General features: G+C 58.7%; 29 protein-coding genes. 16 read left to right on the top strand and 13 right to left on the bottom strand.

The window, feature by feature from the left end:
- Positions 1-152: 152 nt before the first annotated feature.
- The gene (gene hemF, locus ACI2KB_RS26075; protein ID WP_404639431.1) at positions 153-1,073 is read left to right on the top strand and encodes an oxygen-dependent coproporphyrinogen oxidase; all 921 of its coding nucleotides are present in this window, start codon (positions 153-155) and stop codon (positions 1,071-1,073) included.
- Positions 1,073-1,900 (top strand): shikimate dehydrogenase, encoded by an 828-nt coding sequence (aroE, locus tag ACI2KB_RS26080; protein WP_404639433.1) that lies wholly within the window; start codon positions 1,073-1,075, stop codon positions 1,898-1,900. Before hemF ends, aroE begins: the two co-directional genes overlap by 1 nt.
- A gap of 221 nt (positions 1,901-2,121) precedes the next feature.
- Here the strand turns inward: aroE and choX are convergent, their stop codons facing one another.
- Together choX and betC are read right to left on the bottom strand one after the other, a co-directional pair.
- Positions 2,122-3,051, bottom strand: coding sequence for a choline ABC transporter substrate-binding protein (gene choX / locus ACI2KB_RS26085; RefSeq protein ID WP_404639435.1), 930 nt, complete (start codon positions 3,049-3,051; stop codon positions 2,122-2,124).
- A 38-nt stretch (positions 3,052-3,089) separates the two neighbouring features.
- On the bottom strand, positions 3,090-4,595 hold the full coding sequence (betC, locus tag ACI2KB_RS26090) for a choline-sulfatase (RefSeq protein WP_404639437.1): 1,506 nt from the start codon (positions 4,593-4,595) through the stop codon (positions 3,090-3,092).
- Between the two features lie 114 nt (positions 4,596-4,709).
- Between betC and ACI2KB_RS26095 the strand changes: the two genes are divergently transcribed.
- Positions 4,710-5,660 (top strand): choline sulfate utilization transcriptional regulator, encoded by a 951-nt coding sequence (locus ACI2KB_RS26095; RefSeq protein ID WP_404639439.1) that lies wholly within the window; start codon positions 4,710-4,712, stop codon positions 5,658-5,660.
- Positions 5,661-5,705: 45 nt separating this feature from the next.
- On the top strand, positions 5,706-6,038 hold the full coding sequence (locus tag ACI2KB_RS26100) for a DOPA 4,5-dioxygenase family protein (RefSeq protein ID WP_404639441.1): 333 nt from the start codon (positions 5,706-5,708) through the stop codon (positions 6,036-6,038).
- Between the two features lie 131 nt (positions 6,039-6,169).
- Here the strand turns inward: ACI2KB_RS26100 and ACI2KB_RS26105 are convergent, their stop codons facing one another.
- The 3 genes from ACI2KB_RS26105 to trpB all read right to left on the bottom strand — a co-directional run bounded on the left by ACI2KB_RS26105 (position 6,170) and on the right by trpB (position 8,801).
- Positions 6,170-6,637: an anti-virulence regulator CigR family protein gene (locus tag ACI2KB_RS26105; protein WP_404639443.1), complete on the bottom strand. Its 468-nt coding sequence runs from the start codon at positions 6,635-6,637 to the stop codon at positions 6,170-6,172.
- Positions 6,638-6,762: 125 nt separating this feature from the next.
- Positions 6,763-7,575: a tryptophan synthase subunit alpha gene (trpA, locus tag ACI2KB_RS26110; RefSeq protein ID WP_404639445.1), complete on the bottom strand. Its 813-nt coding sequence runs from the start codon at positions 7,573-7,575 to the stop codon at positions 6,763-6,765.
- A complete protein-coding gene (trpB, locus tag ACI2KB_RS26115; RefSeq protein ID WP_404639447.1) occupies positions 7,575-8,801 on the bottom strand; it encodes a tryptophan synthase subunit beta in 1,227 nt (408 codons plus the stop codon). Before trpB ends, trpA begins: the two co-directional genes overlap by 1 nt.
- A 125-nt stretch (positions 8,802-8,926) precedes the next feature.
- On the opposite strand from trpB, the gene ACI2KB_RS26120 reads away from it, so the two are divergent.
- Complete coding sequence (locus ACI2KB_RS26120; protein WP_404639449.1) at positions 8,927-9,826, top strand: LysR family transcriptional regulator; 900 nt, start codon at positions 8,927-8,929, stop codon at positions 9,824-9,826.
- Here the strand turns inward: ACI2KB_RS26120 and ACI2KB_RS26125 are convergent, their stop codons facing one another.
- Positions 9,827-10,153, bottom strand: a complete 327-nt coding sequence (locus ACI2KB_RS26125) for a YqjD family protein (protein WP_404639451.1) — start codon at positions 10,151-10,153, stop codon at positions 9,827-9,829.
- Between the two features lie 179 nt (positions 10,154-10,332).
- Between ACI2KB_RS26125 and ACI2KB_RS26130 the strand changes: the two genes are divergently transcribed.
- Complete coding sequence (locus ACI2KB_RS26130) at positions 10,333-10,548, top strand: dodecin (protein WP_404639453.1); 216 nt, start codon at positions 10,333-10,335, stop codon at positions 10,546-10,548.
- Positions 10,549-10,691: 143 nt separating this feature from the next.
- On the top strand, positions 10,692-10,916 hold the full coding sequence (locus ACI2KB_RS26135; protein ID WP_404639455.1) for a DUF1161 domain-containing protein: 225 nt from the start codon (positions 10,692-10,694) through the stop codon (positions 10,914-10,916).
- A 131-nt stretch (positions 10,917-11,047) separates the two neighbouring features.
- Here the strand turns inward: ACI2KB_RS26135 and ACI2KB_RS26140 are convergent, their stop codons facing one another.
- On the bottom strand, positions 11,048-12,049 hold the full coding sequence (locus ACI2KB_RS26140) for an LLM class flavin-dependent oxidoreductase (protein ID WP_404639457.1): 1,002 nt from the start codon (positions 12,047-12,049) through the stop codon (positions 11,048-11,050).
- A 289-nt stretch (positions 12,050-12,338) separates the two neighbouring features.
- Between ACI2KB_RS26140 and ACI2KB_RS26145 the strand changes: the two genes are divergently transcribed.
- Together ACI2KB_RS26145 and ACI2KB_RS26150 are read left to right on the top strand one after the other, a co-directional pair.
- Complete coding sequence (locus tag ACI2KB_RS26145; protein ID WP_404639459.1) at positions 12,339-12,770, top strand: OsmC family protein; 432 nt, start codon at positions 12,339-12,341, stop codon at positions 12,768-12,770.
- 124 nt (positions 12,771-12,894) lie between these two features.
- Positions 12,895-13,128 carry a DUF1161 domain-containing protein gene (locus ACI2KB_RS26150; protein ID WP_404639461.1) on the top strand — a complete coding sequence of 78 codons (234 nt, stop codon included), beginning with the start codon at positions 12,895-12,897 and terminating at the stop codon, positions 13,126-13,128.
- Positions 13,129-13,233: 105 nt separating this feature from the next.
- On the opposite strand, the gene ACI2KB_RS26155 is transcribed toward ACI2KB_RS26150, so the two are convergent.
- Positions 13,234-13,650, bottom strand: a complete 417-nt coding sequence (locus ACI2KB_RS26155; RefSeq protein ID WP_404639463.1) for a hypothetical protein — start codon at positions 13,648-13,650, stop codon at positions 13,234-13,236.
- A 109-nt stretch (positions 13,651-13,759) separates the two neighbouring features.
- Between ACI2KB_RS26155 and ACI2KB_RS26160 the strand changes: the two genes are divergently transcribed.
- Complete coding sequence (locus ACI2KB_RS26160; protein WP_404639465.1) at positions 13,760-14,824, top strand: aminopeptidase; 1,065 nt, start codon at positions 13,760-13,762, stop codon at positions 14,822-14,824.
- A gap of 223 nt (positions 14,825-15,047) precedes the next feature.
- Here ACI2KB_RS26160 and ACI2KB_RS26165 read toward each other — a convergent pair whose 3' ends face one another.
- Both ACI2KB_RS26165 and ACI2KB_RS26170 read right to left on the bottom strand, forming a co-directional pair.
- Complete coding sequence (locus ACI2KB_RS26165) at positions 15,048-15,698, bottom strand: HAD family hydrolase (protein ID WP_404639467.1); 651 nt, start codon at positions 15,696-15,698, stop codon at positions 15,048-15,050.
- Positions 15,699-15,783: 85 nt separating this feature from the next.
- Positions 15,784-16,329 (bottom strand): gamma carbonic anhydrase family protein, encoded by a 546-nt coding sequence (locus tag ACI2KB_RS26170; protein WP_404639469.1) that lies wholly within the window; start codon positions 16,327-16,329, stop codon positions 15,784-15,786.
- A 54-nt stretch (positions 16,330-16,383) separates the two neighbouring features.
- Between ACI2KB_RS26170 and prlC the strand changes: the two genes are divergently transcribed.
- Both prlC and ACI2KB_RS26180 read left to right on the top strand, forming a co-directional pair.
- On the top strand, positions 16,384-18,471 hold the full coding sequence (gene prlC, locus ACI2KB_RS26175) for an oligopeptidase A (protein ID WP_404639471.1): 2,088 nt from the start codon (positions 16,384-16,386) through the stop codon (positions 18,469-18,471).
- Entirely contained in the window at positions 18,468-18,755 is a 288-nt protein-coding gene (locus ACI2KB_RS26180) for a YheV family putative zinc ribbon protein (protein WP_404639473.1), read from the top strand. The genes prlC and ACI2KB_RS26180 overlap by 4 nt, the downstream gene beginning before the upstream one ends.
- 85 nt (positions 18,756-18,840) lie before the next feature.
- Here the strand turns inward: ACI2KB_RS26180 and ACI2KB_RS26185 are convergent, their stop codons facing one another.
- The gene (locus ACI2KB_RS26185; RefSeq protein ID WP_404639475.1) at positions 18,841-20,475 is read right to left on the bottom strand and encodes a hypothetical protein; all 1,635 of its coding nucleotides are present in this window, start codon (positions 20,473-20,475) and stop codon (positions 18,841-18,843) included.
- 169 nt (positions 20,476-20,644) lie between these two features.
- Complete coding sequence (locus ACI2KB_RS26190; RefSeq protein ID WP_404639477.1) at positions 20,645-21,295, bottom strand: hypothetical protein; 651 nt, start codon at positions 21,293-21,295, stop codon at positions 20,645-20,647.
- Positions 21,296-21,715: 420 nt separating this feature from the next.
- Here ACI2KB_RS26190 and coxB point away from each other — a divergent pair, with 420 nt between their 5' ends.
- From coxB to ACI2KB_RS26210, 4 genes are all read left to right on the top strand, one after another.
- Entirely contained in the window at positions 21,716-22,843 is a 1,128-nt protein-coding gene (coxB, locus tag ACI2KB_RS26195; RefSeq protein WP_404639479.1) for a cytochrome c oxidase subunit II, read from the top strand.
- A 172-nt stretch (positions 22,844-23,015) separates the two neighbouring features.
- On the top strand, positions 23,016-24,602 hold the full coding sequence (gene ctaD, locus ACI2KB_RS26200; protein WP_404639481.1) for a cytochrome c oxidase subunit I: 1,587 nt from the start codon (positions 23,016-23,018) through the stop codon (positions 24,600-24,602).
- Between the two features lie 13 nt (positions 24,603-24,615).
- Entirely contained in the window at positions 24,616-25,176 is a 561-nt protein-coding gene (locus ACI2KB_RS26205) for a cytochrome c oxidase assembly protein (protein WP_404639483.1), read from the top strand.
- Between the two features lie 17 nt (positions 25,177-25,193).
- Complete coding sequence (locus tag ACI2KB_RS26210) at positions 25,194-26,078, top strand: cytochrome c oxidase subunit 3 (RefSeq protein WP_404639485.1); 885 nt, start codon at positions 25,194-25,196, stop codon at positions 26,076-26,078.
- A 155-nt stretch (positions 26,079-26,233) separates the two neighbouring features.
- On the opposite strand, the gene ACI2KB_RS26215 is transcribed toward ACI2KB_RS26210, so the two are convergent.
- On the bottom strand, positions 26,234-26,437 hold the full coding sequence (locus ACI2KB_RS26215) for a twin transmembrane helix small protein (protein WP_404639487.1): 204 nt from the start codon (positions 26,435-26,437) through the stop codon (positions 26,234-26,236).
- Positions 26,438-26,441 lie beyond the last annotated feature (4 nt).

Consider the following 26,441-nt stretch of genomic DNA (forward strand, 5'->3'; position numbering starts at 1 on the left):
GATCGAAACTGCTGGAACAAAACAGGAGCACTATAGAGCGTCGTAAAAGATCCTATCGGACTCCTTCGTTTGGCCGTCGTCAACTGCGAGGCCGGTCTGGCAGGTGTATGCTACGCGCCAATTTCGAAGCACCGTCATTTCAAGGTACTGCCATGTCCTTTCGCACCGACGCCGTCAAAGCCTATCTGCTGGATCTCCAAGACCGGATCTGCGCTGCTCTGGAGCAAGAGGACGGCAATACCCGTTTCGTCGAAGATGCCTGGGAGCGCCCAGCCGGTGGTGGCGGTCGTACCCGCGTGATCGAGAACGGCGATGTCTTCGAGAAAGGCGGCGTCAATTTCTCCCATGTCTTCGGTTCAGGTCTGCCCCCCTCTGCCAGTGCTCATCGCCCGGAGCTGGCGGGTCGTGGCTTTGAAGCGCTGGGCGTGTCGCTGGTGATGCATCCGCACAACCCACATGTTCCGACCTCTCACGCCAACGTGCGTTTCTTCATCGCGGAAAAAGAAGGCGAAGAGCCAGTGTGGTGGTTTGGGGGCGGCTTTGACCTGACGCCTTATTACGGCGTCGAGGAAGATTGCGTTCACTGGCACCGCGTAGCCGAGCAGGCCTGTGCACCGTTCGGCGCGGACGTCTATCCGCGTTACAAAGCCTGGTGCGACCGCTATTTCCACATCAAGCATCGCAACGAGCCGCGCGGTGTGGGTGGGTTGTTTTTCGATGACCTGAACGAGTGGGATTTCGACACCAGTTTCGCTTTCCTGCGCGCCATTGGTGACGCTTACGTCGAGGCGTATTTGCCCATCGTGCAGCGCCGCAAAGCCACGGCCTACACACCACAGCAGCGCGAATTTCAGGAATTCCGCCGTGGGCGTTACGTGGAATTCAACCTGGTCTATGACCGCGGCACGCTGTTCGGCCTGCAGTCGGGCGGGCGTACCGAATCGATCCTGATGTCGCTGCCCCCACAGGTTCGCTGGGGCTACGACTGGAAAGCCGCACCGGGCAGTGAGGAGGCGCGTCTGACCGAGTACTTCCTGCAAGACCGCGACTGGCTGGCCGAGGAGGTGAAGTGATGACCGATCAATACGTCGTTTTCGGCAACCCTATCGCACACAGCAAATCGCCGTTGATCCATCGCCTGTTCGCTGAGCAGACCGGTGAAACGCTGCAGTACCAGACCGCGCTGGCTCCTTTGGAGCGCTTCACGCCTTTTGCCAGGCACTTCTTCGAGACCGGCCGAGGCGCCAACGTCACGGTGCCATTCAAGGAAGAGGCCTATCGTATGGCCGATCAACTGACAGAGCGTGGTCGTCGTGCGGGGGCGGTGAACACGCTGGCGCGTCAGGCCGATGGCAGCCTGTTGGGGGATAACACCGACGGCGCCGGGTTGGTGCGGGATCTGAAGGTCAATTACGGCGTGACGCTGAAAGATAAACGCATCCTGCTGCTGGGCGCGGGTGGCGCAGTGCGTGGCGCGCTTGAGCCATTGCTGGCCGAAGAGCCATACGTGCTGGTGATCGCCAATCGTACCGTGGAGAAAGCCGAGCAGCTGGCTCAGGAGTTCATCGAGTTGGGACCGGTACTGCCTGCGGGTTATGACTGGTTGGAAGAGCCGTTCGACGTGATTATCAACGCTACGTCGGCCAGCTTGTCGGGCGAATTGCCGCCGATTGCGCCGAGCCTGATTCAGCCAGGTAAAACCTTCTGCTACGACATGATGTACGCCAAGGAGCCGACCGCCTTCTGCCGCTGGGCCACGGAACATCAAGCCGGGCAAGCGGTGGATGGATTGGGGATGTTGGTAGAACAGGCCGCCGAGGCGTTTTACCTGTGGCGCGGGGTGAGGCCGGAATCGGCGCCGGTTTTGGCAGAGTTGCGGCGGTTGATGGTCGAAGGTTGACGCTGCAACTCATGTGGGAGCCGGCTTGCTGGCGAAAGCGGTGGGTCAGTTACAGATGAATTGCCTGACACTGCGCATTCGCCAGCAAGCCGGCTCCCACAAGGATTGCATCGAATTAAAATATTTCGATCCACGCCCACCCTGTGGGAGCCGCCTTGGTGGCGAAGGCGGTGTGTCACGCGACAGATTAGTCATCGGCACAACGCCGTCGCGACTGGGTGTTAGAGCTTCGCCTTCACCGCAGCCAACGCATCCTTGTCATCGATGGTTTTCACCCCCTCCAGCCACTTATCCAGCACCGCCGGGTTGGCCTTGACCCAGGCTTTGACCGCGTCGGAGTTGCTGACCTTCTTCTCGACCACTTCCTGCATGATGCTGTTTTCCATGTCCTGAGTGAACGTCAGGTTGGAGAACAGTTTGGCCACGTTCGGGCAGGCATCGGCATAGCCTTTGCGGGTTACGGTGTACACGCTGCCGGTCTCACCGAAGTATTTCTCGCCACCCTTCAGGTACTTCATGCCCTTGATCTGAACGTTCATCGGGTGCGGAGTCCAGCCGAGGAAGACCACGAATTCTTTTTTCTTCACGTTGCGTTGTACTTCAGCCAACATCGCCTGTTCGCTGGATTCAACCAGCTTCCAGTCGGCCAGGTCGAACTCGTTCTTTTTGATGATCTCCTGAATCGACGCGTTGGCCGGAGCCCCCGAGCCGATGCCGTAGATCTTCTTGTGGAACTTGTCGGCGAACTTGTTCAGGTCGGCGAAGTTATGCACCCCCGCGTCGTAGACATAATCCGGGACGGCCAGGGTGAATTCGGTGCCCTCCAGGTTCTTCGCGTACTGCGTCACGTCCCCCGTGGCGATGAACTTGTCGTAAAAGCCCTGCTGTGCAGGCATCCAGTTGCCCAGAAAAACGTCCATTTGACCGTCTTTGAGACCACCATAGGCAATCGGCACTGCCAGCGTATCGACCTTGGTTTTGTAACCCATGCCGTCCAGCAGAAAGCCTGCCGTGGCGTTGGTCGCAGCGATGTCGCTCCAACCCGGATCGGCCATCTTCACCGTACTGCAGCTCGGTGCATCAGCGGCGTGTGCTACGACGCTGCCCAAACTCATCACCGCAACCGCCAGCGTTGTGAACAACTTCTTCATGGTGTGCCCCTTTTTGGTTTTTTAGGTGTTGGCAGGGTTCAAGGTTGTGGATAACGGGCCTTGCGCTCCAGATCGTCCAGATCGATATGGTTGCGCATGTATTGCTGACTGGCGTCTACCAGCGGCTGGTGATCCCAACTCTTCAGCTTGCCGAGGGTCAGCGATTCGGCAACGAAACGCCGACGACGCTGACTGGCGAGCACCTGGTGGTGTATCGCCGGAATGTCCCACTTGGCCCTTGCTTCAGCCAGGAACGCGTTGAACAGGTCGCGATGAGCATCAGACTGGCTTAGCTCTTCCTGTTCCTTCGGATCGTTATGCACGTCGTACAGCAGACATGGGTCCTGTTCCGAATAGATGAATTTGTAGGCGCCGCGACGAATCATCATCAGCGGGCTGGTGGTGCCTTCGGCCATGTATTCGCCGAATACTTCGTCGTGGCCGCCTTCGTTTTGCAAGTGCGGTAACAGCGAGCGGCCGTCCAGCGGAAGACCGCTTTCCAGCTCGCCCTGCGCCAGTGCAACGAAGGTCGGCAACAGGTCAGCGGTGGACACCGCAGCCTTCACGCGGCCTGCCTTGAACTGCCCCGGAGCGTACACCAGCAGTGGCACCCGAGCGGACATTTCGAACCAGTGCATTTTGTACCAGAGGCCACGCTCGCCGAGCATGTCGCCATGATCGCCCGAGAACACGATGATGGTCTCGTCGGCCAGGCCCGTGTCTTCGAGGGTCTTCAGCAATTTGCCGATGTTATCGTCGATGTAACTGCATGCGCCGAAATACGCGCGGCGGGCGTCGCGGATCTTGTTTTCCGGCAGCGGCTTGTCCCACAGGTCGTAGACCTTGAGCAGACGCTGGGAATGCGGGTCTTGATCGGCCTGAGCCGGTGGCGCAGGCGGCATCGGAATCTCGTCGTCGCTGTAGAGGTTCCAGTATTCCTTGGGAATGGTGTACGGGTCATGCGGATGGGTCATCGACACCGTGAGGCAGAACGGCTGGTCGCGGTCTTCACGCACGCGGTCGTAGAGGTACTGCTGAGCCTTGAACACCACTTCTTCGTCGAAATCGAGCTGGTTAGTGCGCACGCACGGGCCGGCTTGCAGCACCGACGACATGTTGTGATACCAGGTCGGACGTACGTCGGGTTCATCCCAATTCACGGCCCAGCCATAGTCGGCGGGATAAATGTCGCTGGTGAGGCGTTCTTCGTAACCGTGTAACTGGTCAGGGCCACAGAAGTGCATCTTGCCGGACAACGCAGTGTGGTAACCCAGGCGGCGCAGGTAGTGGGCGTAGGTCGGAACATCGGCCGCAAAATCGGCAGCGTTGTCGTAAGCGCCAATCTTGCTCGGAAGCTGGCCGCTGACCAGAGTAAAGCGCGAAGGTGCGCACAGCGGGCTGTTGCAATAAGCAGCGTCGAACACCACGCCGTCAGCGGCGAGGCGGCTCAAATTCGGCATCTTGATCGGGGACTGGGCGTAAATCGGCAACATCGGCGCGGCCATTTGATCGGCCATGATGAAAAGAATGTTCTTGCGCTTCATGTCTTCGCGGCATTCCATAGTGAATATTTATGCGAAATTGCTGCTCCAGAGAATGAAACCCATGGGGTCAGCGGTAAAGCCCATAAAACACAATGCCTAGGATAAGCCACGCTTATGTTTGAAGCCCTTGGTGATATGTCGTTGGACCTGCTGCGCGGTTTCGAAGCCGCTGCCCGTTTGCGCAGTTTTACGGCAGCGGCCATCGAACTTGGCACCACTCAACCCGCCATTAGTCAGCAAATCAAAAGGTTAGAAGAACAATTGGCCACGCGCCTGTTTGATCGCATCTACCGGGGCATCGAACTGACCGACGCTGGCGAGATTCTGTTCAACCATGTGCAGGCCGGGTTGCAGTCGATGGACGCCGGATTGAGCCTGATTACAGAGCAGCATCAACATGAGGTGTTGCAGGTGGCGACCGACTTCGCCTTCGCGGCGTACTGGCTGATGCCTCGTCTGCATCGCTTTCACCAGGCCAACCCCGACGTCGACGTCAGCCTGGTCACCAGCGAGCGCAGTCACAGCATGCTGCGCGCGGATATCGACGTGGCGGTGCTGTTCGGCGATGGCCGGTTCAAACAGGGAGAAAGCCATTGGCTGTTCAGCGAAGAAGTGTTCCCGGTGTGCAGCCCCAAATTGCTCGCTGGGCGTGAACTGCCGTTGCGGCCCGAGGCGTTGAAAGAGTTTCCCCTGCTGCACTTGCGTGGTGAAGGCGGCAATAACTGGTTCGATTGGGGCGGCGTGTTTCGCGCGTTGAACATCGCTCAGGCGCCTGCGCCGGGGCAATTGCGCTTCGACAATTACACGCTGTTGATTCAGGCAGCGATTGGCGGGCAAGGTGTGGCAATTGGCTGGCGGCATCTGGTGGATGATTTGCTGGATCAGGGGCTGCTGTGTCGTCCTATCGACGCTGCGGCGATTTCTGCTTACGGTTATTACATCGTGCTGCCCCAGCGCAAACGACGGGTGCAAATTGTACAGCGGTTTGTCGACTGGTTAAAAAGTGAACAGGCGCTAAGCGGTGACTTATTGATCGGCAAGCCACTGCCATCGATTGCCGTTTGAGGTTTGTCGCGTTCCCTGTAGCAGTACACATTTTGAGGACTGAGCATGTCATCCATCGAGGGCTACCATGCCCACGTTTATTTCGACGCGCAAACCCTCTCGCAGGCGCGGGCCTTGTGCGAGAGCGTTGCGGCGAAATTCGATATTCGTATGGGGCGCGTGCATGAACGCCCTGTGGGGCCGCATCCGGACTGGAGTTGCCAACTGGCGTTCAGCCATGAGCAGTTCGCCGATGTGATGCTTTACCTGGCGTTGAATCGTGGCGGGTTGGTGATCTTCACGCATCCGCTGACTGGCGATGATCTGGCGGATCACACTGAACACGCGATCTGGATGGGCGGAGTGCGGGAGCTGAATGTGGGGATGTTCAGGAAGTGATGGATCGTTGATCGTACCCACGCTCTGCGCGGGTATGCATTTAGCGACGCTCCGCGTCGCATGGGCCGCGGAGCAGCCCGACCGGTGTTCCCACGCAGAGCGTGGGAACAATCGACGGTGGAGCGCGCGGCTTAGTTCAGCACACCATCCAGAATTTCATAAACGATCCCGCTGCCAATCGCGACCAGCACGATGTCCGGGCCGAGGCGGCGCCATTCGTAGCCGTCGTAGCGTGGCAGGTATTCCAGCGAGCGGGCGTCCAGACGGCGGCCATAGCCATGGGGCAGCGGACGACCCTTCACGATGTGCACGTTCGGCGGCAGCGGCTGGCCGCGCCCGATGACTTCACGGTGTTCCTGAATCGTGCGGCGAACGTCGCCGAAATCAGCAGGAGGGCGTCCGCCACCGCCATGATTGTCAGGGCGATGATCATTGCCGCGATTATTCTGCGGGCCGCCTTGCGGGCCATGGTCCTGATGCTGGCCAGGGCCATGGTCGTCGTAGCCGCCACGCTGATCGGGCGGCGCGGCCTGTACCAGCGCGCTGGCGCTGACCAGCAACACACCGACTCCGGCGATCAAACGATTCGAGACTTTCATGCAACGTGCTCCTGAGCAAATTCGAGTCAGCAAAAAGGGGTTCAGACACAGGTCCTGAACCCCTTTGCTGTACTGCTTAGTCTGCTAACGAAGGCGGAGATTCCTCTGTATCAGGAACTTTACCTTCAGGATACGCGGGCCTTACGAACACCTTCCGACAGCTCCGAACACAGCTTCAATACGCCGCTGACTGCCTGATTCGCTGAAGGTGCATTGGCGATCTGATCGATCAGTGCCGAGCCCACCACCACGCCATCGGCAATCCGTGCGATGGCTGCCGCTTGTTCCGGAGTACGAATCCCGAAACCGACGCTGATCGGCAGGTCCGAATGACGACGCAGGCGCGCCACCGCTTCTTTGACGTGCTCGATGGTCGCCGAGCCCGCACCGGTTACACCGGCAACGGACACGTAGTAAACGAAGCCCGAGCTGCCGTTCAACACGGTTGGCAGGCGGTTGTCGTCAGTGGTCGGCGTGGTCAGGCGGATAAAGTCCAGACCAGCGTCCTGTGCAGGGTCACACAGCTCATTATTGTGCTCTGGTGGCACGTCGACCACGATCAGGCCATCAACGCCGGACTCGTGAGCCTCGGCGATGAAGCGCTCGACGCCGTAGTTGTGAATCGGGTTGTAGTAACCCATCAGCACCAGTGGCGTAGCGTTGTCTTCAGTGCGGAACTCGCGAACCATTTGCAGGGTTTTCGCCAGATTCTGCTTGGCGCCCAGTGCACGAATGTTCGCCAACTGGATCGCCGGGCCGTCAGCCATCGGATCGGTGAAGGGCATGCCCAGCTCGATCACGTCGGCACCGGCTTTAGGCAGTCCCTTGAGGATCGACAAGGAGGTGTCGTACGCCGGGTCGCCCGCGGTGATGAAGGTCACCAAAGCAGCGCGGTTTTGCTCTTTCAGCTCGGCAAAGCGGGTTTGCAGGCGGCTCATCAGTGTTTCTCCTGCTGGGACAGATCCAGATGGTGCATGACGGTTTGCATGTCCTTGTCGCCGCGACCGGACAGGTTGACCACCATCAGGTGATCTTTCGGCAGCGTCGGTGCGCGTTTGAACACTTCGGCAAGGGCGTGGGCGCTTTCCAGCGCCGGAATGATGCCTTCCAGACGGCAGCACTGGTGGAACGCGGCCAAGGCTTCATCGTCAGTGATCGAGGTGTATTCGACGCGGCCGATGTCGTGCAACCAAGCGTGCTCAGGGCCGATGCCTGGGTAATCCAGACCGGCAGAAATCGAGTGGGCGTCGATGATCTGGCCATCGTCGTCTTGCAGCAAGAAGGTGCGGTTGCCGTGCAGAACCCCCGGAACACCGCCGTTCAGGCTGGCCGCGTGCTTGCCGGTTTCGATGCCGTGACCGGCTGCTTCGACGCCGATGATGCGCACGGTGGTGTCATCCAGGAACGGGTGGAACAGGCCCATGGCGTTGGAACCGCCGCCGATGCAGGCGACCAGGCTGTCGGGCAGACGGCCTTCGTGTTCTTGCAACTGCTCACGGGTTTCCTTGCCGATCACGGCCTGGAAGTCGCGCACCATCGCGGGATAAGGGTGTGGACCGGCGACGGTGCCAATCAGGTAGAAGGTGCTGTCGACGTTGGTGACCCAGTCACGCAGCGCTTCGTTCATGGCGTCTTTCAGGGTGCCAGTGCCCGCAACAACCGGAATCACAGTGGCTCCCAGCAACTTCATGCGGAACACGTTTGCCTGCTGGCGCTCGATGTCGGTGGTGCCCATGTAGATCACGCATTCCAGGCCGAAACGCGCGGCCACGGTGGCGGTCGCCACACCGTGCATGCCTGCGCCGGTCTCGGCGATGATGCGTTTCTTGCCCATGCGGCGGGCCAGCAGGATCTGGCCGATGCAGTTGTTGATCTTGTGCGCGCCAGTGTGATTCAGCTCTTCGCGCTTGAGGTAGATCTTCGCGCCGCCGCAATGCTCGGTCAGGCGTTCAGCGAAATACAACGGACTTGGACGGCCCACATAGTCGCGCTGGAAGTAGGCCAGTTCTTTTTGGAATGCAGGATCGTTCTTCGCCGCTTCGTACTCGCGGTTCAGATCGAGGATCAGTGGCATCAGGGTTTCAGCGACGTAACGGCCGCCGAACGCGCCGAACATGCCGCGATCGTCGGGGCCATTGCGGTATTGGGTCTCAGTCTGGGACATCGGAACCTCCGAGTGACGAATCGAATGGGGTGAGCCGTTGAGGCAGTGAACACACTTTAACCAGCGCCATAGCGTGTGAAAACCGATAAGATCGCCGCAACCTGTCAGAAAAACTCACAGATACCATGAGCCGAGACCTGCCCCCTCTCAATGCATTGCGCGCCTTTGAGGCCACAGCCCGCCTGAACAGCGTCAGTCACGCGGCCGAGCAACTGCACGTCACCCATGGCGCGGTCAGTCGCCAGCTCAAGGTGCTGGAAGAGCACCTGGGCGTGAGTCTGTTCAGCAAGGACGGGCGCGGCCTTAAACTCACAGATGCAGGCGTGCGTCTGAGAGATGCCAGCGGTGAGGCATTCGACCGGCTGCGCAGTGTCTGCGCCGAGCTGAGCCAAGGTGGCGTCGATGCGCCGTTCGTACTGGGTTGCTCGGGGAGTCTGCTGGCCCGCTGGTTCATTCCGCGATTGGGGCGGTTGAACGCCGACCTGCCGGACCTGCGTTTGCACCTTTCTGCAGGCGAAGGCGATCTTGATCCTCGTCGCCCGGGCCTGGATGCCCTGCTGGTTTTCGCCGAGCCGCCGTGGCCCGCTGACATGCAGGTGTTCGAACTGGCCAGCGAGCGAATCGGCCCAGTGTTGAGTCCTCGCTTTGCGCGCTTCCAAGCCTTGCGCCATGCGCCTGCCAACGCGTTGTTGAACGAGCCGCTGTTGCAAACGACATCTCGACTACAGGCTTGGCCCAGTTGGGCGAAGCACAACGGTATCCATCCTGACGCGTTGAAATACGGTCAGGGCTTCGAGCATTTGTATTACCTGCTGGAGGCGGCCGTTTCTGGACTGGGTGTCGCTATCGCGCCCGAGCCGCTGGTGGCGGACGACTTGAAGGCCGGGCGCCTCGCTGCGCCGTGGGGTTTCAGCGAAACCCCGGCGCAACTGGCGCTGTGGGTGCCCAAACGCGCGGCTGACGGACGTGCCCGGCAACTGGCGGATTGGCTCAGGCAAGAGCTGGCACGCTCCGGTCAGGCCTGATCAGTTGCCGCGCTTGCACAGCAGGTAGGCGGCCAGCAGGCCGATTGCGCCTACTGCGACACCGGCGGTAGTCCATGGGTGTTCCTGCGCGTAGTCGCGGGTAGCAACGCTGGCTTCGCGGGTTTTCACTTTCGCGTCTTCATAGACGTCGCTCAGCAGGCTGCGCGAATGGCTCAGGGCGCTTTCGGCGTTGGCCTTGAGGGTCTTCAGGGTTTTGCGCGACTCGTCCGAAGCGTCCGACTTCAAGCTCTCCAGGGATTTGAGCAGACTCTCGATCTCAGCTTCCATACTTTGCAATGACGCTTTACGGGATGACGTGAATGCCATGATTGACTCTCCTGCAGTGATGAGTGGCGTGTGTTGTTTCCGACTACAGGGCTTTCAGAAAGTGCAGTGCGGTTTTGACGCGCCGTTTTTTGTGAACTTTTCGGGTTGTTCTCGCGCCAGACAGAGACAGCGATTTTTCACTGCTACGCTGCAATCGAGACCACTTTTGGAGAACTGCCATGTCTGATCATCACACCTACAAGATGCTTGAACTGGTCGGCTCGTCGACCATCGGCACCGACGACGCGATCCAGAATGCCATTGCCCAGGCCGCAAAATCCGTGAAGCACATGGAGTGGTTCGAAGTGCTGGAAACCCGGGGACACATCAGGGACGGCAAGGTCGCGCACTTTCAGGTAACCCTCAAAGTGGGCTTCCGCATCGATAATAGCTGATGAACTTTTGAACTGGCTGAATGCCACAACCTTCGCTATACATACCGCGCCGTTCGTGAATTCGGACGCGGGTTTCATGTATCAGGCCGCCTTGTTTGGCGGCCTCTTTCGCTTGAAAAGCGCCTGACGAAGGAGTGTGACCGATGAAGAAGTTTCTTTTGGCGGTAGGGCTGTTGAGTATCGCGGGCACCACCTTTGCGGCCGGTAAATCGTGCGATGACGTGAAAGCGGAGATCGACGCGAAGATCAAGGCCAAGGGCGTGGCGTCTTACACCCTTGAGGCTGTGGATAAAGGTAGCGCGGCAGACGGCAAGGTCGTCGGCACCTGCGAAGGCGGCAGCAAGGAGATTGTTTACAAGCGCGGCTAGTCCAGCCCGCTGCATTTCCCTTGTGGGAGCCGGCTTGCTGGCGAAAGCGTTGTGTCAGGCCCCATTGATGTACCTGATAGATCGCATTCGACAGCAAGCCGGCCCCCGCACCGTTTGGCCAAGCTTCGGGATCAGCCCCGTGCGACCTGCGCCAGAATCTCGTACGAGCGCAACCGGTCGGCGTGTTCGTACATGTCGCAGGTGAAGATCAGTTCATCGGCGTCGGTCTGTTCCAGCAGCACGTCCAGTTTGGCGCGGATCTTTTCAGGACCACCCACCATCGCCAGCCCCAGAAAATCCATCACCGCTTCGCGCTCATGAGGCAGCCACAGGCCGTTCATGGTGTCGACCGGAGGCTTCTGCATCAGGCTCTGTCCGCGCATCAGGTTGAGGATGCGTTGGTACACCGATGTCACCAGATAGTCCGCCTGCTCGTCGGTATCAGCGGCGGCCAACGGCACACCCAGCATGACATAAGGCTTGTCGAGCACGGCCGAAGGCTGGAAGTGATTGCGATACACACGAATCGCCTCGTGCATGTAGCGCGGCGCGAAGTGCGAGGCGAAGGCGTACGGCAAACCGCGCTGACCAGCCAATTGCGCGCTGAACAGACTCGACCCTAGCAGCCAGATCGGCACATTGGTGTTGGTGCCGGGAACAGCGATCACACGTTGATGCGGCTGGCGCGGCCCGAGGTAGCTCATCAGTTCGGCGACGTCATCCGGGAAATCATCGGCACTGCCAGAGCGTTCACGACGCAGGGCGCGTGCAGTCATCTGATCGGAGCCGGGTGCGCGGCCCAGGCCCAAGTCGATACGGCCGGGAAACAGACTGGCCAATGTGCCGAACTGCTCGGCAATTACCAGGGGAGCATGATTAGGCAGCATGACGCCGCCCGAGCCGACGCGAATGGTCGAGGTGCCTCCAGCCAGATAGGCCAGCAGCGTGGACGTGGCCGAGCTGGCGATGCCATCCATGTTGTGGTGTTCGGCTACCCAGAAACGATTGTAGCCCCATTTTTCGACGTGTTGCGCCAGATCCAGCGAGTTGCGCAATGAGACCGCCGGGCCTTTGTCTTCGCGCACCGGCACCAGGTCGAGGGTAGAAATCTTCACATCATTCAGACGTTTCATAGGCCGTGGTGAATCCTCTTGGGAGGCTGGGGCGGGCGCCGAAACGATAGCGGCACGAGCGCAGAGCCTGCGTTAAGCCTAAATATTAGCGTTAAGGCCATAGGATAAGGCCGGATTTTGAGGTTGCAATGGGTGGAAGGAAATTTCCTACTGATTTGGTCGGAATTGTTTCCATGAAATCCGGCAAATAAAGCACGCACGTCACAACCGTTGAACTAAGACCCGCCTACACTCCTCAGACTTTTGGTCCACGTGCGAGCCCTTCGCACTTTTCACATGAGGAGACACCATGAGCATCGTCAAGAAAGCATCCGCCCATTGGGAAGGTGATCTGAAGTCCGGCATCGGTAGCATCTCCACAGAAACCGGCGTATTGCGCGAAGCGCCCTACGGTTTCAAGGCCCGTTTCGAAGGCGGCAAAGGCACAAACCCTGAAGAGTTGATCGGCGCGGCCCACGCGGGCTGCTTCTCGATGGCCCTGTCGATGATCCTCGGCGGCGCGAATCTGAAAGCCGAAAGCATCGACACTCAGGCCGAAGTCACGCTGGATCAGGTCGATGGTGGTTTCTCGATCACTGCGGTGCACCTGATTCTCAAGGCCAAGGTGCCAGGCGCGACTCAGGCACAGTTCGACGAACTGACCAAAGCGGCCAAAGAAGGCTGCCCAGTGTCCAAGGTGCTGAACGCCAAGATCACGCTGGACGCCACGCTGCTGAGCTGATTCCGCGCTGGCGCTTCACTCGAATGGCCCGCTTTGGCGGGTCATTTGCGTTCCAGAACCCGGCATGGCCGTTGCGGTCTGATACAGGGCCGACGCACATCGCGCGGCGTCGAAGGAGTCGAACATGAAACGCATCGCCACCACCCTGCTTCTCAGCGCCCTGACCACCAGCGTGTTCGCCGCTCCCAAACCCTGTGAAGAGCTCAAGGCCGAGATCGAAGCCAAGATCCAGGCGCAGAACGTCAGTTCGTACACCCTGGAAATTGTCAGCAATGAAGAGGTTCACGATCAGAACATGGTCGTGGGTTCGTGCGACAACGGCACGAAGAAGATCATTTATCAGAAGAATGATCGGTAAAAGCAGGCGCGGGTTGAACCCTCTGTAGCCGTCCGGCTTGCCGGCGGTGGCGATTTCAAAGCCCCCACCGCCGGCAAGCCGGACTGCTACAGAGATTGGGTTTGATCATGGAATACAGAAAATCTCCCCCTCGTTCGCCAACACCTTGCGCTGCTCATCCCTCAATTGCGCGTCGATGCTGTTGGCGATATGGCGCACGTCCAGACGATAGCGGCGTCCTGCTTCAAAGTGGTCGTAGTTGATGGTCACGTAGCAGGTCAGCTCGTTGTAGATGTCCATCGACAACCCCAATCCGCCGGGCGCGTACTCGTAGTCATAGCGCACTACCAGCTTGTGTTTGCCAGGTGTCACCTGAAAAAAACGGCCATCTTCCGTGCGCTTGCCATCGACTTTGTCGGACATCAGCGTTTTGCCAGTGAAGGTGTGCAGATCAACCCAGGCCTGCTGCGGGTCGACGGCGGGCAACGGGCCTGCGCACCCGGCCAGCAGACTCAGGGCTATGAAGGACAAGGGCAGGCGCATGGCAGACTCCGCATTCAGGCAGATGGCGAGGTGGTTGCGTCAGAGGCCGACTCTGCGGCATAACGCTGGGCTTTATACCTTTCAAGTATTTCGACGTTAAGGCCGCTGCATGACTCGATCGAACATCTCGTGGTTCCGGCGCGGCGTGCCGATGCTGGCGATTTTACTCCTCAGCGGCTGTTCCAGTCTTTCCTATTACACGCAATTGGCCAGCGGGCAGTTGGCCCTGCTACGTGCCCGCGAACCGGTGGCTGATGTGGTGGCCGATCCTCAGCGCGACCCCAGACTCCGAGAGCACTTGCGTACCTCGCAACTGGCCCGTGAGTTCGCCAGCCAGCACTTGCACCTGCCCGATAACCAGAGCTATCGCTTGTACGCTGACATTCATCGCCGGTACGTGGTGTGGAACGTGTTCGCCACGGGCGAGTTTTCGTTAGACCCGGTGACGCACTGTTTCCCCATCGCAGGCTGTGTGGCCTATCGCGGTTACTACGATGAGAACGCGGCGCGAGGCGAAGCTGCGTTGCGCAAGCTGGAAGGCAAGGATGTTTACGTCAGCGGCGTGGAGGCGTACTCAACACTAGGCTGGTTCAACGACCCGATCATCAGTTCGATGATGAACTGGGGCGATGAGCGTCTGGCGACGCTGATCTTCCACGAACTGGCGCATCAGCGCTTTTATGTGAAGGACGACAGTGAGTTCAACGAATCCTACGCCACGTTCGTGGAAGAGGAAGGCACCCGCCAATGGCGCGCCGCTCGTGGGATGCCGCCTGAAACGGCGTCATCCGAAACCCGACGGCGTGATCAATTGACCCAATTGGTGCTCGCAACCCGGGATCGTTTGAAAGCCCTTTATGCCGAGCCGTTGAGCCCGCAGGTCATGCGTGAGCGCAAAGCGGCCGAGTTCGAGCGGTTGCGCGATGAGTATCGGCAAATGCGCGACAGCCAGTGGGGGGGTGACAAACGGTTCGACAGCTGGGTTTACGCGCCGATGAACAACGCCCGGTTACTCCCCATCGGACTGTATGACCAATGGACGCCTGCGTTTGGGGCGTTGTTCAGGCAGGTGAACGGCGATTGGCCTGCGTTTTTTGCAGCGGTCGAGAAGATGGGCGATCTGCCCGCAGACCAGCGCAAAGCGGCGCTGGAGCGGTTGATGAGGGCCGATTGAATGTGGTGCTGGTTTTGTGGGAGCCGGCTTGCTGGCGAAAGCGTTGTGTCAGGCCCCATTGATGTACCTGATAGATCGCATTCGACAGCAAGCCGGCTCCCACAGTGATACGTGTTGAGCCCTGAGTTTGTGATTGATGCTGATTCTGTGGGAGCCGCCCCTGGTGGCGAAAGCGATTGACCAGGCAACATAGAAGCTCCCACAGTTTTGATCAGTGCCGACCTCAGGATCTGAGAAACGCCTGATGCAAGTCTTTCAACGAGTCGAAGTGGTAGGTAGGCGCCTCAGCCTCCAGCTCTTCCCGGCTGCCAAACCCATACCCCACCGCCGCCACATCCAGCCCGTTACGCTTGCCGCCGATCAAGTCATGCTTGCGGTCGCCGATCATCAGGGTTTGCTTGGGGTCGAGCTTTTCTTCATCCAGCAAATGCCGGATCAGCTCAACTTTGTCGGTCCGCGTGCCGTCCAGTTCGCTGCCGTAGATCAATTTGAAATGCCGAGCAAAGTCGAAATGCCGGGCGATTTCGTGGGCGAATACCCAAGGCTTGGACGTCGCGATGAACAGCGTACGGCCCTGATCCGACAGCAGGTCGAGCAGTTCGAACATGCCATCGAACACCAGGTTTTCATACAGCCCGATCACCTTGAAACGCTCGCGATAGAAGCCCACCGCCTCCCACGCCTTGGCTTCGTCGAAGTCGTAAGCGCGCATGAACTGCTGCAACAGCGGCGGGCCGATGAAATGCTCAAGCTGTGTGATGTCCGGTTCGTCGATGCCCAGCTTGCTCAGGGCGAACTGGATCGAGCGGGTGATGCCTTCACGTGGATCGGTCAGGGTGCCGTCCAGGTCGAACAGAATATTCTGGTAGTGCATGTTGTCTCTCAAAGGCATGTAGAGAATGCTTTGTTGGTGTGCGCTCCCACGGGGTAATCCGTGCCCAAAGAACGCGTATTGCCGATCAGGGCTTGTCAAAGCCCTCGGCCAGATGCTGGTCTTTGAGCTTCACGTAATTGGTCGCGCTGTAGGGGAAGAAGGCGATTTCTTTCTCGGTCAGCGGACGAACCTGTTTCACCGGGCGGCCGACATACAGAAAGCCGCTTTCCAGACGTTTGCCCGGTGGCACCAGGCTGCCTGCACCGATGATCACTTCATCCTCGACCACTGCGCCGTCCATGATCGTGCTGCCCATGCCGATCAGGATGCGGCTGCCAATCGTGCAGCCATGGAGCATGACTTTGTGGCCGATGGTCACTTCATCGCCGATGATCAGCGGAAAACCGTCGGGGTTGAACGGGCCTGCGTGGGTGATGTGCAACACGCTGCCGTCCTGAACGCTGGTACGCGCCCCGATGCGGATGCGGTGCATGTCCCCGCGAATCACTGTCAGCGGCCACACCGAACTGTCGACGCCAATTTCGACATCGCCGATGACAACCGCCGAATGGTCGACAAAGGCCCGTTCGCCAAGGGCTGGCGTGTGATTCTGGAACGTGCGAATGGCCACAATAGGCTCCTTCTCTGATGCTGATAGCTGCGGTCAGCGCCGATTGTAATTAAGATGCTCGGGTGTTTCTTCCAGCCAAGGTGCCAAACCGTGAGCGCGAACAACCCTCTTTTGCAATCGTACGACCTGCCACCTTTCTCGGCGATCCGTGCCGAGCACGTAAAACCTGCCATTGACCAGATTCTTGCCGACAACCGCGCCGCGATTGCCGAGCTCCTCGCCAAGCAAGGTTCGCAGCCTACATGGGCTGGCCTGGTGCTGGCGATGGACGAGTTGAACGACCGCCTGGGCGCCGCCTGGAGCCCGGTCAGTCACCTGAACGCCGTGTGCAATAGCCCCGAACTGCGCGAAGCTTATGAGTCCTGCCTGCCTGCGTTGAGCGCCTATTCGACCGAGATGGGCCAGAACCGCGAACTGTTTCAGGCCTTCGAAGCCTTGGCCAACAGCCCGGAAGCCGCCGATTTCGACGTCGCCCAGAAGACCATTCTGGAGCACTCGTTGCGTGATTTCCGCCTGTCGGGCATCGACCTGCCGCCTGAGCAGCAGAAGCGTTACGCCGAAGTGCAGAGCAAGTTGTCGGAGCTGGGCAGCCAGTTCTCCAACCAGTTGCTCGACGCAACTCAAGCCTGGACCAAGCATGTCACCGACGAAGCCGCACTGGCTGGCCTCACCGACTCGGCCAAGGCTCAAATGGCTGCTGCGGCGAAGGCCAAAGACCTCGACGGCTACCTCATCACTCTGGAATTCCCCAGCTACTACGCAGTGATGACCTACGCCCAGGACCGTGCGTTGCGCGAGGAAGTCTACGCCGCGTATTGCACCCGCGCGTCGGACCAAGGCCCGAATGCGGGTAAGAACGACAACGGCCCGGTCATGGAACAGATCCTCGATCTGCGGCAGGAGCTGGCCAAACTGCTGGGTTTCGCCAGCTTCTCCGAGCTGAGTCTGGCGACCAAAATGGCCGAGTCCAGCGATCAGGTGCTGAGCTTCCTGCGCGATCTGGCCAAACGCAGCAAACCGTTTGCCGCTCAAGACCTGCAACAGCTCAAGGCTTATGCTGCCGAGCAGGGCTGCCCGGACCTGCAAAGCTGGGACAGCGGTTTCTACGGCGAAAAACTGCGCGAACAGCGCTACAGCGTTTCTCAGGAAGCCCTGCGCGCCTATTTCCCGATCGATAAGGTGCTGGGCGGCCTGTTCGCTATTGTGCAGAAGCTGTACGGCATCGAAATCACCGAGCTGAAAGACTTCGATACCTGGCACCCGGACGTTCGCCTGTTCGAAATCAAGGAAAACGGCCAGCACGTTGGCCGCTTCTTCTTCGACCTCTATGCTCGCGCCAACAAGCGTGGCGGTGCGTGGATGGACGGCGCCCGTGATCGCCGCCGTACTTCGGGCGGCTCGCTGCAAAGTCCGGTGGCCAACCTGGTGTGCAACTTCACTCCGGCAGATTCGGGCAAGCCTGCGCTGCTGACCCACGACGAAGTGACCACCCTGTTCCACGAGTTTGGTCATGGTCTGCATCACTTGCTGACTCGTGTCGAACACGCGGGCGCGTCGGGCATCAACGGCGTGGCGTGGGATGCGGTCGAGCTGCCAAGCCAGTTCATGGAAAACTGGTGCTGGGAGCCGGAAGGCCTGGCGCTGATCTCAGGGCACTATGAAACCGGTGAGCCGCTGCCACAGGACCTGCTGGAAAAAATGCTCGCCGCGAAGAATTTCCAGTCCGGCCTGATGATGGTCCGTCAACTGGAGTTCTCGCTGTTCGACTTCGAACTGCACGCCACCCATGGCGACGGTCGTAGCACGTTGCAAGTGCTGGAAGACGTACGCGACGAGGTGTCGGTCATGCGTCCACCCGCGTACAACCGCTTCCCGAACAGCTTTGCGCACATCTTCGCGGGCGGTTACGCGGCGGGTTACTACAGCTACAAATGGGCTGAAGTGCTCTCGGCTGACGCCTTCTCCAAATTCGAAGAAGACGGCGTGCTCAATGCCGAAACCGGTCGTGCCTTCCGCGAAGCGATTCTGGCCCGTGGCGGCTCGCAGGCGCCGATGGTGCTGTTCGTCGACTTCCGCGGACGCGAGCCTTCGATTGACGCACTCTTGCGCCATTCCGGCTTGAGCGAGGATGCGGCAGCATGACCGATACACCGCAGGTGATTACCAAGAAACGCTTCATCGCCGGGGCGGTCTGCCCGGCGTGCAGCGAGCCTGACAAGCTGATGATGTGGAGTGAAGACGACGTCCCGCACCGCGAATGCGTGCATTGCGGGTATTCGGACACGCTCAACGCTCAGGGTCAGTCGATCCCGAAAGAGTTGGGCACGCGGGTCAATCAGGAGAAGGCCAAACCGGCCAATCCGAAGGTGCAGGGGGTGCAGTTTTTCCCGAATCCGAAGCTGAAGAAGCCGGTTGATCCGAACTGACCGGCTCTTTCAACTCGCCTCACCCGCCTTGGGTGAAGCTGGGCAAGGGGGCGTATGTTTCGATCCCTTGCCCAGGCCCGGTGGCTTATTTAGCACCGCCGATATAGCCGAAGGAAATCTTTCCATCGACGCCTTCTTTATGGTTTGTCACTTGCACATCGGCGTCCTGATAAGAACGGTTGAAGCTTCCTATGACGACAGGCGATGTAATGTCGCGCCGGACGGTGACCACTGTCCTTCCTTGATTCAAATTCCCGTCGGGATGCCCGGTCAATGTGAATTCGGCGCCCTTTTTGGCTCTGAGGATCTTCGCTGAGCGTATTTCGTCATTGGAGCAGCCGTAGCTGTTGCTTTTCATTTTTATGTTGTAAACACGATCAAAGGGGATAGTACAGTCAAGATTTTGACTGGCGTTATTGCCTTCATACAGCGCGATGCTGGCGTCTGAGAAGTCTAAAGGCGTTTGCTTTATTTCAATGCGTGATACTTTTCCGTTCAGACCATTATTACGAATGTACGTTGCCTTGTAGGCATCCGTCGTCCGGTTTTGCTCAAACGAGCCCACCACCACTTTCTCACGAAGACCAATATCACGCGTCACATCAATGATCATGTGATCATCTTCACGGTTACCGTTGGCGCTGTCGTACAGAGAAATGCGGGTACCTTTGGCGATACCCGAGAGAGACAGGGATCTCGCTTCGTCATTCTCGCAACCGGCAGTTGGCAGGCTAAGTGTTCGGGAGCCCCGTGGGATCACGCAGACTGCATCCTGCTTGGCGTCTGCATTATTGCCTTCCCACAAATAGATGCCACCTTGGCTGAGTGCCTGAGTGTAGGCCAAGGTGTCTCCGTTGCGGTAGTTATCGATGGCAATGAAGTTTGGAGTTTTTCCGCAGTTATTAACGCGGCGGGTGAGATAGGTCAGGTTGTTGTCATACGCAGCGGAGTCGAAAATGGTTTTTGTCGCAGTATGAAACTGATTCATCAGAAACAGACGGCTCCAGGATTTACCCGTATTTGCGTGGACGCGAGACTCCGTGACGGGAGTGTCACCGTAGCGACTTGGACACGACCAGTTGTGTGCCGCTTCAATGTTTGAGGCGGCTGCACCCAGCGTGGACCAGTGGTTTTGCGCAACCCAGTCCTTGTCAAACAGTACCGTCACGGTCTTGCCGTTAACCGTATAGCTACCCGCCAGCGATCGTTTGTCAGTGAAAAGCATGAGTCGATTGTTTTGCGCGACCAACTGGCTCATGAGTGGCCAGTTGGTGGTGTTGAAGTTGGCAGGGTTGAACGTAACGTCTGCAATTTCAGGCACGGAGTTGAACAGCGTCTGCAGATGAGAGCGTTCAATGTAAGATTCCATAAAAATCGAAATGACTTCGTTACGGTTCTGCTTCAAAAAGGGAATGAATTCATTCGCCAACTGGTTCCTGAAGGGGCCGTAACAGAATGACTCTGTATGGCAAACCCGGATTTGCTCCTCTTCTCGGTAATTAGATTTGTGATACAGATCGATCATGAAGCTGCGCACGCCATCCCGCATCTGCTGTGGAAGTTCTTGCATGTTCTGATTGATCTTTTCGTACGAATTGTGGGTGTTGACCCAGGAGTATTCGTGGAAAGGCTTGTCTTGGTGGGCAAACGGATTGTTTGCCATTGCACTGCCGCCAGTCGTGATAGCGGCAATGGCGATGAGTATTTTTGAGTAATGCATTGCGAATTCCCTTTCGATTTCCAGCGCGTCCTGCGCTTTGGATGAGTGTCTGATTCAGACGCCTACACTCTTAACCCAGCACTAAGCGCTTTGAAATCGATAAGGCTTTGCAAATTGTGATACCCAGACAGATCCGAGCACGTTCAGATCTGTCTGGCGGTTATGGCAATCAGTCCTTCACCACTTCCATTTCAAGCCCCACACCCAACTGGCGCGACAGGCTCGGCCAGCGTTTCCACGCGGCTTCTGTATCGGGGCTGGCGAGCTTGTCGCGGTAGGCTTCGACCGACTCCAGCGAGAAGCTGTCTTCGTCCAGCAACTGGTCGATGGCGTGGTGGACCACCTCATCAAGCTGGTTCGCAAACGTTTCACCGATCAATTGATGAGCGATGACGCTGGCGACGGTGGTGTTCACCGGAATCAGCGGTTGGCGCAGGTGCGTGATGTACAGATCGTTCACTTCCTCCACCAGGCGGTGAGCCAGGTAGGCTTCGTCCAGCAGGCTGTCCAGCCCTTCGTGGCCTTGCATGATGGCAGGCGGTGCACTGAAGAACTGCTCGGCGATTTTGAGTACCGGTTTGATCTGGCTTTCGATACCGGCCTGAAGGGCTACTTCATGAGCGGCATCCAGCAAATCCGGGACCTGTTCGATATAGGCGATGACGAAACGCGCCAATACGCCTCGCGCATCGACATCGGGAAGATGGATGGCAGGGTGCAGATGGGGAAGTTGTAACTCGAGTTGACGCAGAAGCTGGCCGGTCTTTGTCTCGTGTTCCTGTGCTTGGGTGATCTGCTCGCGCAATGCGGCGGTGTTCATGAAGGCTCCATGGGCAATAAACTCAGGCTGTCATTATAGGGAAGTCATACGTTAGCTGGCTTATCAACGACACTCAGACGTAATTGTCATAACAGATTCATGGTTATGTGCATCAGCTATTAAAACGCCACTTTTTCCGCGTTTACCTCAAATTTTTCTCGCTAAGACGCGTGCGTATAGCTGGCTTTTGCAGATTCTCCACCCCGTGCGCGCAATGGCGCCGTGGCTATACTCGGATCTGTGATGAGTGTGCTTGATGAAATCGGAACGTGAAGCAGGCTTGGCCCCGGTCCACTGGCATCTTGAATTGACCGCTCCCTCGCCCGCACAGGCAACGTGAAACCTTGCGCTCGGCCATGGTTGTCACCCCGCCTGAAAAGACTGCTGGCAACAATAAGAAGAACATGAGGGGAACCCGCAATGATGCGACATCCACACGTCTGGATGGGCCTCCTGTTGTGGTCGGTATTCAGTCCGGTGCACGCTGCCTGGACCACGAATATGGCGCCTGGAGCGACTGAGGTCAGCCACAAGGTTTTCGACCTGCACATGACCATCTTCTGGATATGTGTGGTGATCGGGATCATCGTCTTCGGGGCGATGTTCTGGTCGATGATCATTCACCGATGCTCGACCGGGCAGGTGGCCGCCAAATTTCATGAAAGCACCACGGTGGAGATCCTCTGGACCATCGTGCCGCTGCTCATTCTCATCGTCATGGCGATCCCCGCCACCAAGACCCTGATCCAGATGTACGACAGTAGTGAGTCGGGGCTGGACATCCAGATCACTGGGTATCAATGGAAGTGGAACTACAAATATCTGGGGCAGGACGTCGAGTTCTTCAGCAACCTGGCCACGCCCCAGGATCAGATCCACAACAAGGAAGCCAAGGGCGAGCACTACTTGCTGGAGGTCGATCAGCCGCTGGTGGTGCCGGTGGGCGTGAAGATCCGGTTTCTGGTGACGTCGGCTGACGTTATCCATTCCTGGTGGGTGCCCGCCTTCGCCGTGAAGCGCGATGCCATTCCCGGTTTCGTCAACGAGGCGTGGACCAAGATCGAGAAGCCCGGCATCTACCGTGGCCAGTGCGCCGAACTGTGCGGCAAGGACCATGGCTTCATGCCCATCGTGGTCGAGGCCAAGACTCAGGCTGATTACGACACCTGGCTCGCCGAGCGCAAACAGGAAGTGGCCAAGCTCAAGGAGCTGACCAGCAAGGATTGGACGCTTGAGGAGTTGGTGGCGCAAGGCGACAAGGTTTATCACACCACCTGCGTGGCCTGTCATCAGGCGGAAGGTCAGGGCCTGCCGCCGATGTTCCCGGCGCTCAAGGGCTCGAAAACCGTCACCGGACCTAAAGAAGAGCACCTGAACACCGTGTTCAACGGACGGCCGGGCACGGCGATGGCGGCGTTTGGTAAGCAGTTGTCGGAAGTCGACATCGCCGCTGTCGTGACCTATGAGCGCAACGCGTGGGGCAATAACAAGGGTGACATGGTTACGCCCAAAGACGTGTTGGCCCTCAAGCAGGCGGCTGCGAAATGAACGTTCTAATACGCCACACAACCTGTAGGAGTGAGCTTGCTCGCGATGCGGTGGCTATCGCACAGACGTTGTGGCGAATGTACCGACTATTCGCGAGCAAGCTCACTCCTACAGGGGTAAGTGGCGGCGCCGAGATTTGTGTCTGGTGCGAAATTTCCGCAGGAGACAGGACATGAGTGCAGTGATTGACGACCATGGCCATGAAGGCCATGCCCACGGTCCCGCCAAAGGCCTGATGCGCTGGGTGTTGACCACCAACCACAAGGACATCGGCACGTTGTACCTGTGGTTCAGCTTCTGCATGTTCCTGCTCGGTGGCTCGTTCGCGATGGTGATCCGCGCCGAGCTGTTTCAACCCGGCCTGCAGATCGTCGAACCGGCCTTCTTCAACCAGATGACTACCATGCACGGCTTGGTGATGGTGTTCGGCGCAGTAATGCCCGCCTTCGTCGGCCTGGCCAACTGGATGATTCCGCTGATGATCGGCGCGCCGGACATGGCCCTGCCCCGCATGAACAACTTCAGTTTCTGGCTGCTGCCGGCTGCCTTCCTGTTACTGGTCTCGACCCTGTTCACCCCCGGTGGCGGGCCGAACTTCGGCTGGACCTTCTACGCCCCGCTGTCCACCACCTACGCGCCAGAAAGCGTCACCTACTTCATCTTCGCCATTCACCTGATGGGCATCAGTTCGATCATGGGCGCGATCAACGTCATCGCCACCATCCTCAACCTGCGCGCCCCCGGCATGACCCTGATGAAAATGCCGCTGTTCGTCTGGACATGGCTGATCACCGCGTTTCTGCTCATCGCCGTGATGCCGGTGCTGGCCGGGTGCGTGACGATGATGCTGATGGACATCCATTTCCACACCAGCTTCTTCAGCGCAGCGGGCGGGGGTGATCCGGTGCTATTCCAGCACGTGTTCTGGTTCTTCGGGCACCCCGAGGTGTACATCATGATCCTGCCTGCGTTCGGCGCGGTCAGTTCGATCATCCCGGCGTTCTCGCGCAAGCCGCTGTTTGGCTACACCTCGATGGTCTACGCCACGGCGAGCATTGCGTTTCTGTCGTTCATCGTCTGGGCGCACCACATGTTCGTGGTGGGCATTCCGTTGGTGGGCGAATTGTTCTTCATGTACGCGACCATGCTGATCGCCGTGCCCACCGGGGTGAAGGTGTTCAACTGGATCAGCACCATGTGGCAAGGCGAGCTGACCTTTGAGACACCCATGCTGTTCGCCGTGGCTTTCGTCATCCTGTTCACCATCGGCGGCTTTTCCGGGCTGATGCTGGCGATCGCGCCTGCGGACTTCCAATATCAGGACACCTATTTCGTCGTCGCGCATTTCCATTACGTGCTGGTGCCGGGGGCGATCTTCGGGATCTTCGCCTCTGCCTACTACTGGCTGCCGAAATGGACGGGCCACATGTACGACGAAACCTTGGGCAAGCTGCATTTCTGGCTGTCTTTTATTGGCATGAACATGGCCTTCTTTCCGATGCACTTCGTAGGGTTGGCCGGAATGCCGCGCCGAGTGCCGGACTACAACCTGCAATTCGCCGACTTCAACATGGTCTCGTCGATCGGCGCGTTCACCTTCGGTGCCACGCAAATCTTCTTCCTCTTTATCGTCATCAAGACCATTCGTGGTGGCCCCCCTGCCCCGGCCAAGCCCTGGGATGGCGCCGATGGCCTGGAGTGGACCGTGCCCTCGCCTGCGCCTTATCACACGTTCGTGACGCCGCCCGAAGTTAAATAAGAGATGAAATGATATGAGCACACAGCGCCCGAACTCGCGACTCGTCACCCGCCTGCTGATCCTGGTGGTGGCGATGTTCGCCTTTGGTTTTGCGCTGGTGCCGCTGTACGACGTGATGTGCAAGGCGCTGGGCATCAACGGCAAGACCGGCGATCAGTACACCCAGACCCAGCAAATCGATGAAAGCCGCCAGGTGCGGGTGCAGTTTCTAGCCACCAACAACGCGGACATGGTTTGGGGCTTCTACCCCGAGGCTCAGGAAATCGTCGTGCACCCCGGCGCGGTGAGCGAAATGCTGTTCGTGGCACAGAACCCGACTGATAAGGCGATGACCGCCCAGGCCATTCCCAGCATCGCACCCGGCGAGGCCGCGGCGTATTTCCACAAGACTGAATGCTTTTGCTTCACCCAACAAATGCTGCAACCGGGCGAGCGCATCGAAATGCCGGTGCGCTTCATCGTCGACCGCGACCTGCCCAGTGATGTGAAACACCTGACGCTCGCTTACACGCTGTTCGACATCACCGCCCGCATGCCGCCGGTGGTCCGCCCTGTTGCGGCCAATGGTGGCTAGGGCCGAGGAGATTCCAGATGGCAACCCATGAGCACTATTACGTCCCGGCGCAGAGCAAGTGGCCGATCATCGCCACGGTCGGCATGTTCGTCACCATGTACGGCCTGGGCACGTGGCTGGTGGGCCTGAAGGCCGGTCGCGACACCCATGGCGCGCTGATCTTCTGCGTGGGGCTGTTGATGGTGGCGTACATGATGTTCGGCTGGTTCGGCACCGTCGTGCGAGAGGGCCGGGCCGGGTTGTACAGCGCCCAGATGGATCGCTCTTTTCGCTGGGGCATGAGCTGGTTCATCTTTTCGGAGGTGATGTTCTTCGTGGCGTTCTTCGGCGCGCTGTTTTACGTGCGGCACATTACGTTGCCGGCGCTTGGGGGCGAGGGTCCCAAAGCCGTTGCCCACATGCTCTGGCCGGATTTCCAGAACATCTGGCCGCTGCTGCATACCCCCGATCCCAAACTGTTCCCGCCACCGAAAGAAGTGATTGACCCGTGGCATCTGCCGCTGATCAACACCATTTTGCTGGTCAGTTCCAGCGTGACCGTGACCATCGCCCACCACGCGTTGAAAAAGGGCCATCGCGGCGCGCTCAAGCTGTGGCTGGCGCTGACCATTCTGCTCGGCCTCGCCTTCCTCACACTGCAAGCCTTCGAATATCACGAGGCCTACACCGAGCTGGGGCTGACGCTGGGTTCGGGCATCTATGGCGCGACGTTTTTCATGCTCACTGGCTTTCACGGCGCCCACGTGACCATCGGCACGATCATTCTGTTCGTGATGCTGATGAGGATCGCGCGCGGGCATTTTGATGCCGAGCATCAGTTCGGTTTTGAAGCGGCGAGTTGGTATTGGCATTTCGTGGATGTGGTGTGGGTGGGGTTGTTCGTATTTGTGTATGTGCTTTGAGTTGGCCGAATCTTGCGACTGGACGCAGTTCTTGTGGGAGTTGGTTTGCTGGCGAAAGCGACCTGTCAGTCAGCGCATCTTTGACTGCCTCACCGCTTTCGCCAGCAAGCCGGCTCCCACAGGAGGCGCATTATCGACAGGTAGTGTTGCGTGGATCACCAAGGCGGATGCCACACCAACTGCCCGCTGAAATACCCAAAGGCTATCAACGCCAGCGTCACGGCGGCGCAGATCACCCGAACGGTCAGGGCCTTGAGCAAACGGGTGGATGACGCATCGTCCTTCACCAGAAAGAACAGGCCGCTGAACAGGCTCGCGACCGTGGCGAGCAGCATGAACACGATGGCCGCTTTGAGCATCGGA

This window comes from Pseudomonas sp. NPDC088444, from assembly GCF_044900175.1.
In the GTDB taxonomy this organism is placed as follows: domain Bacteria; phylum Pseudomonadota; class Gammaproteobacteria; order Pseudomonadales; family Pseudomonadaceae; genus Aquipseudomonas.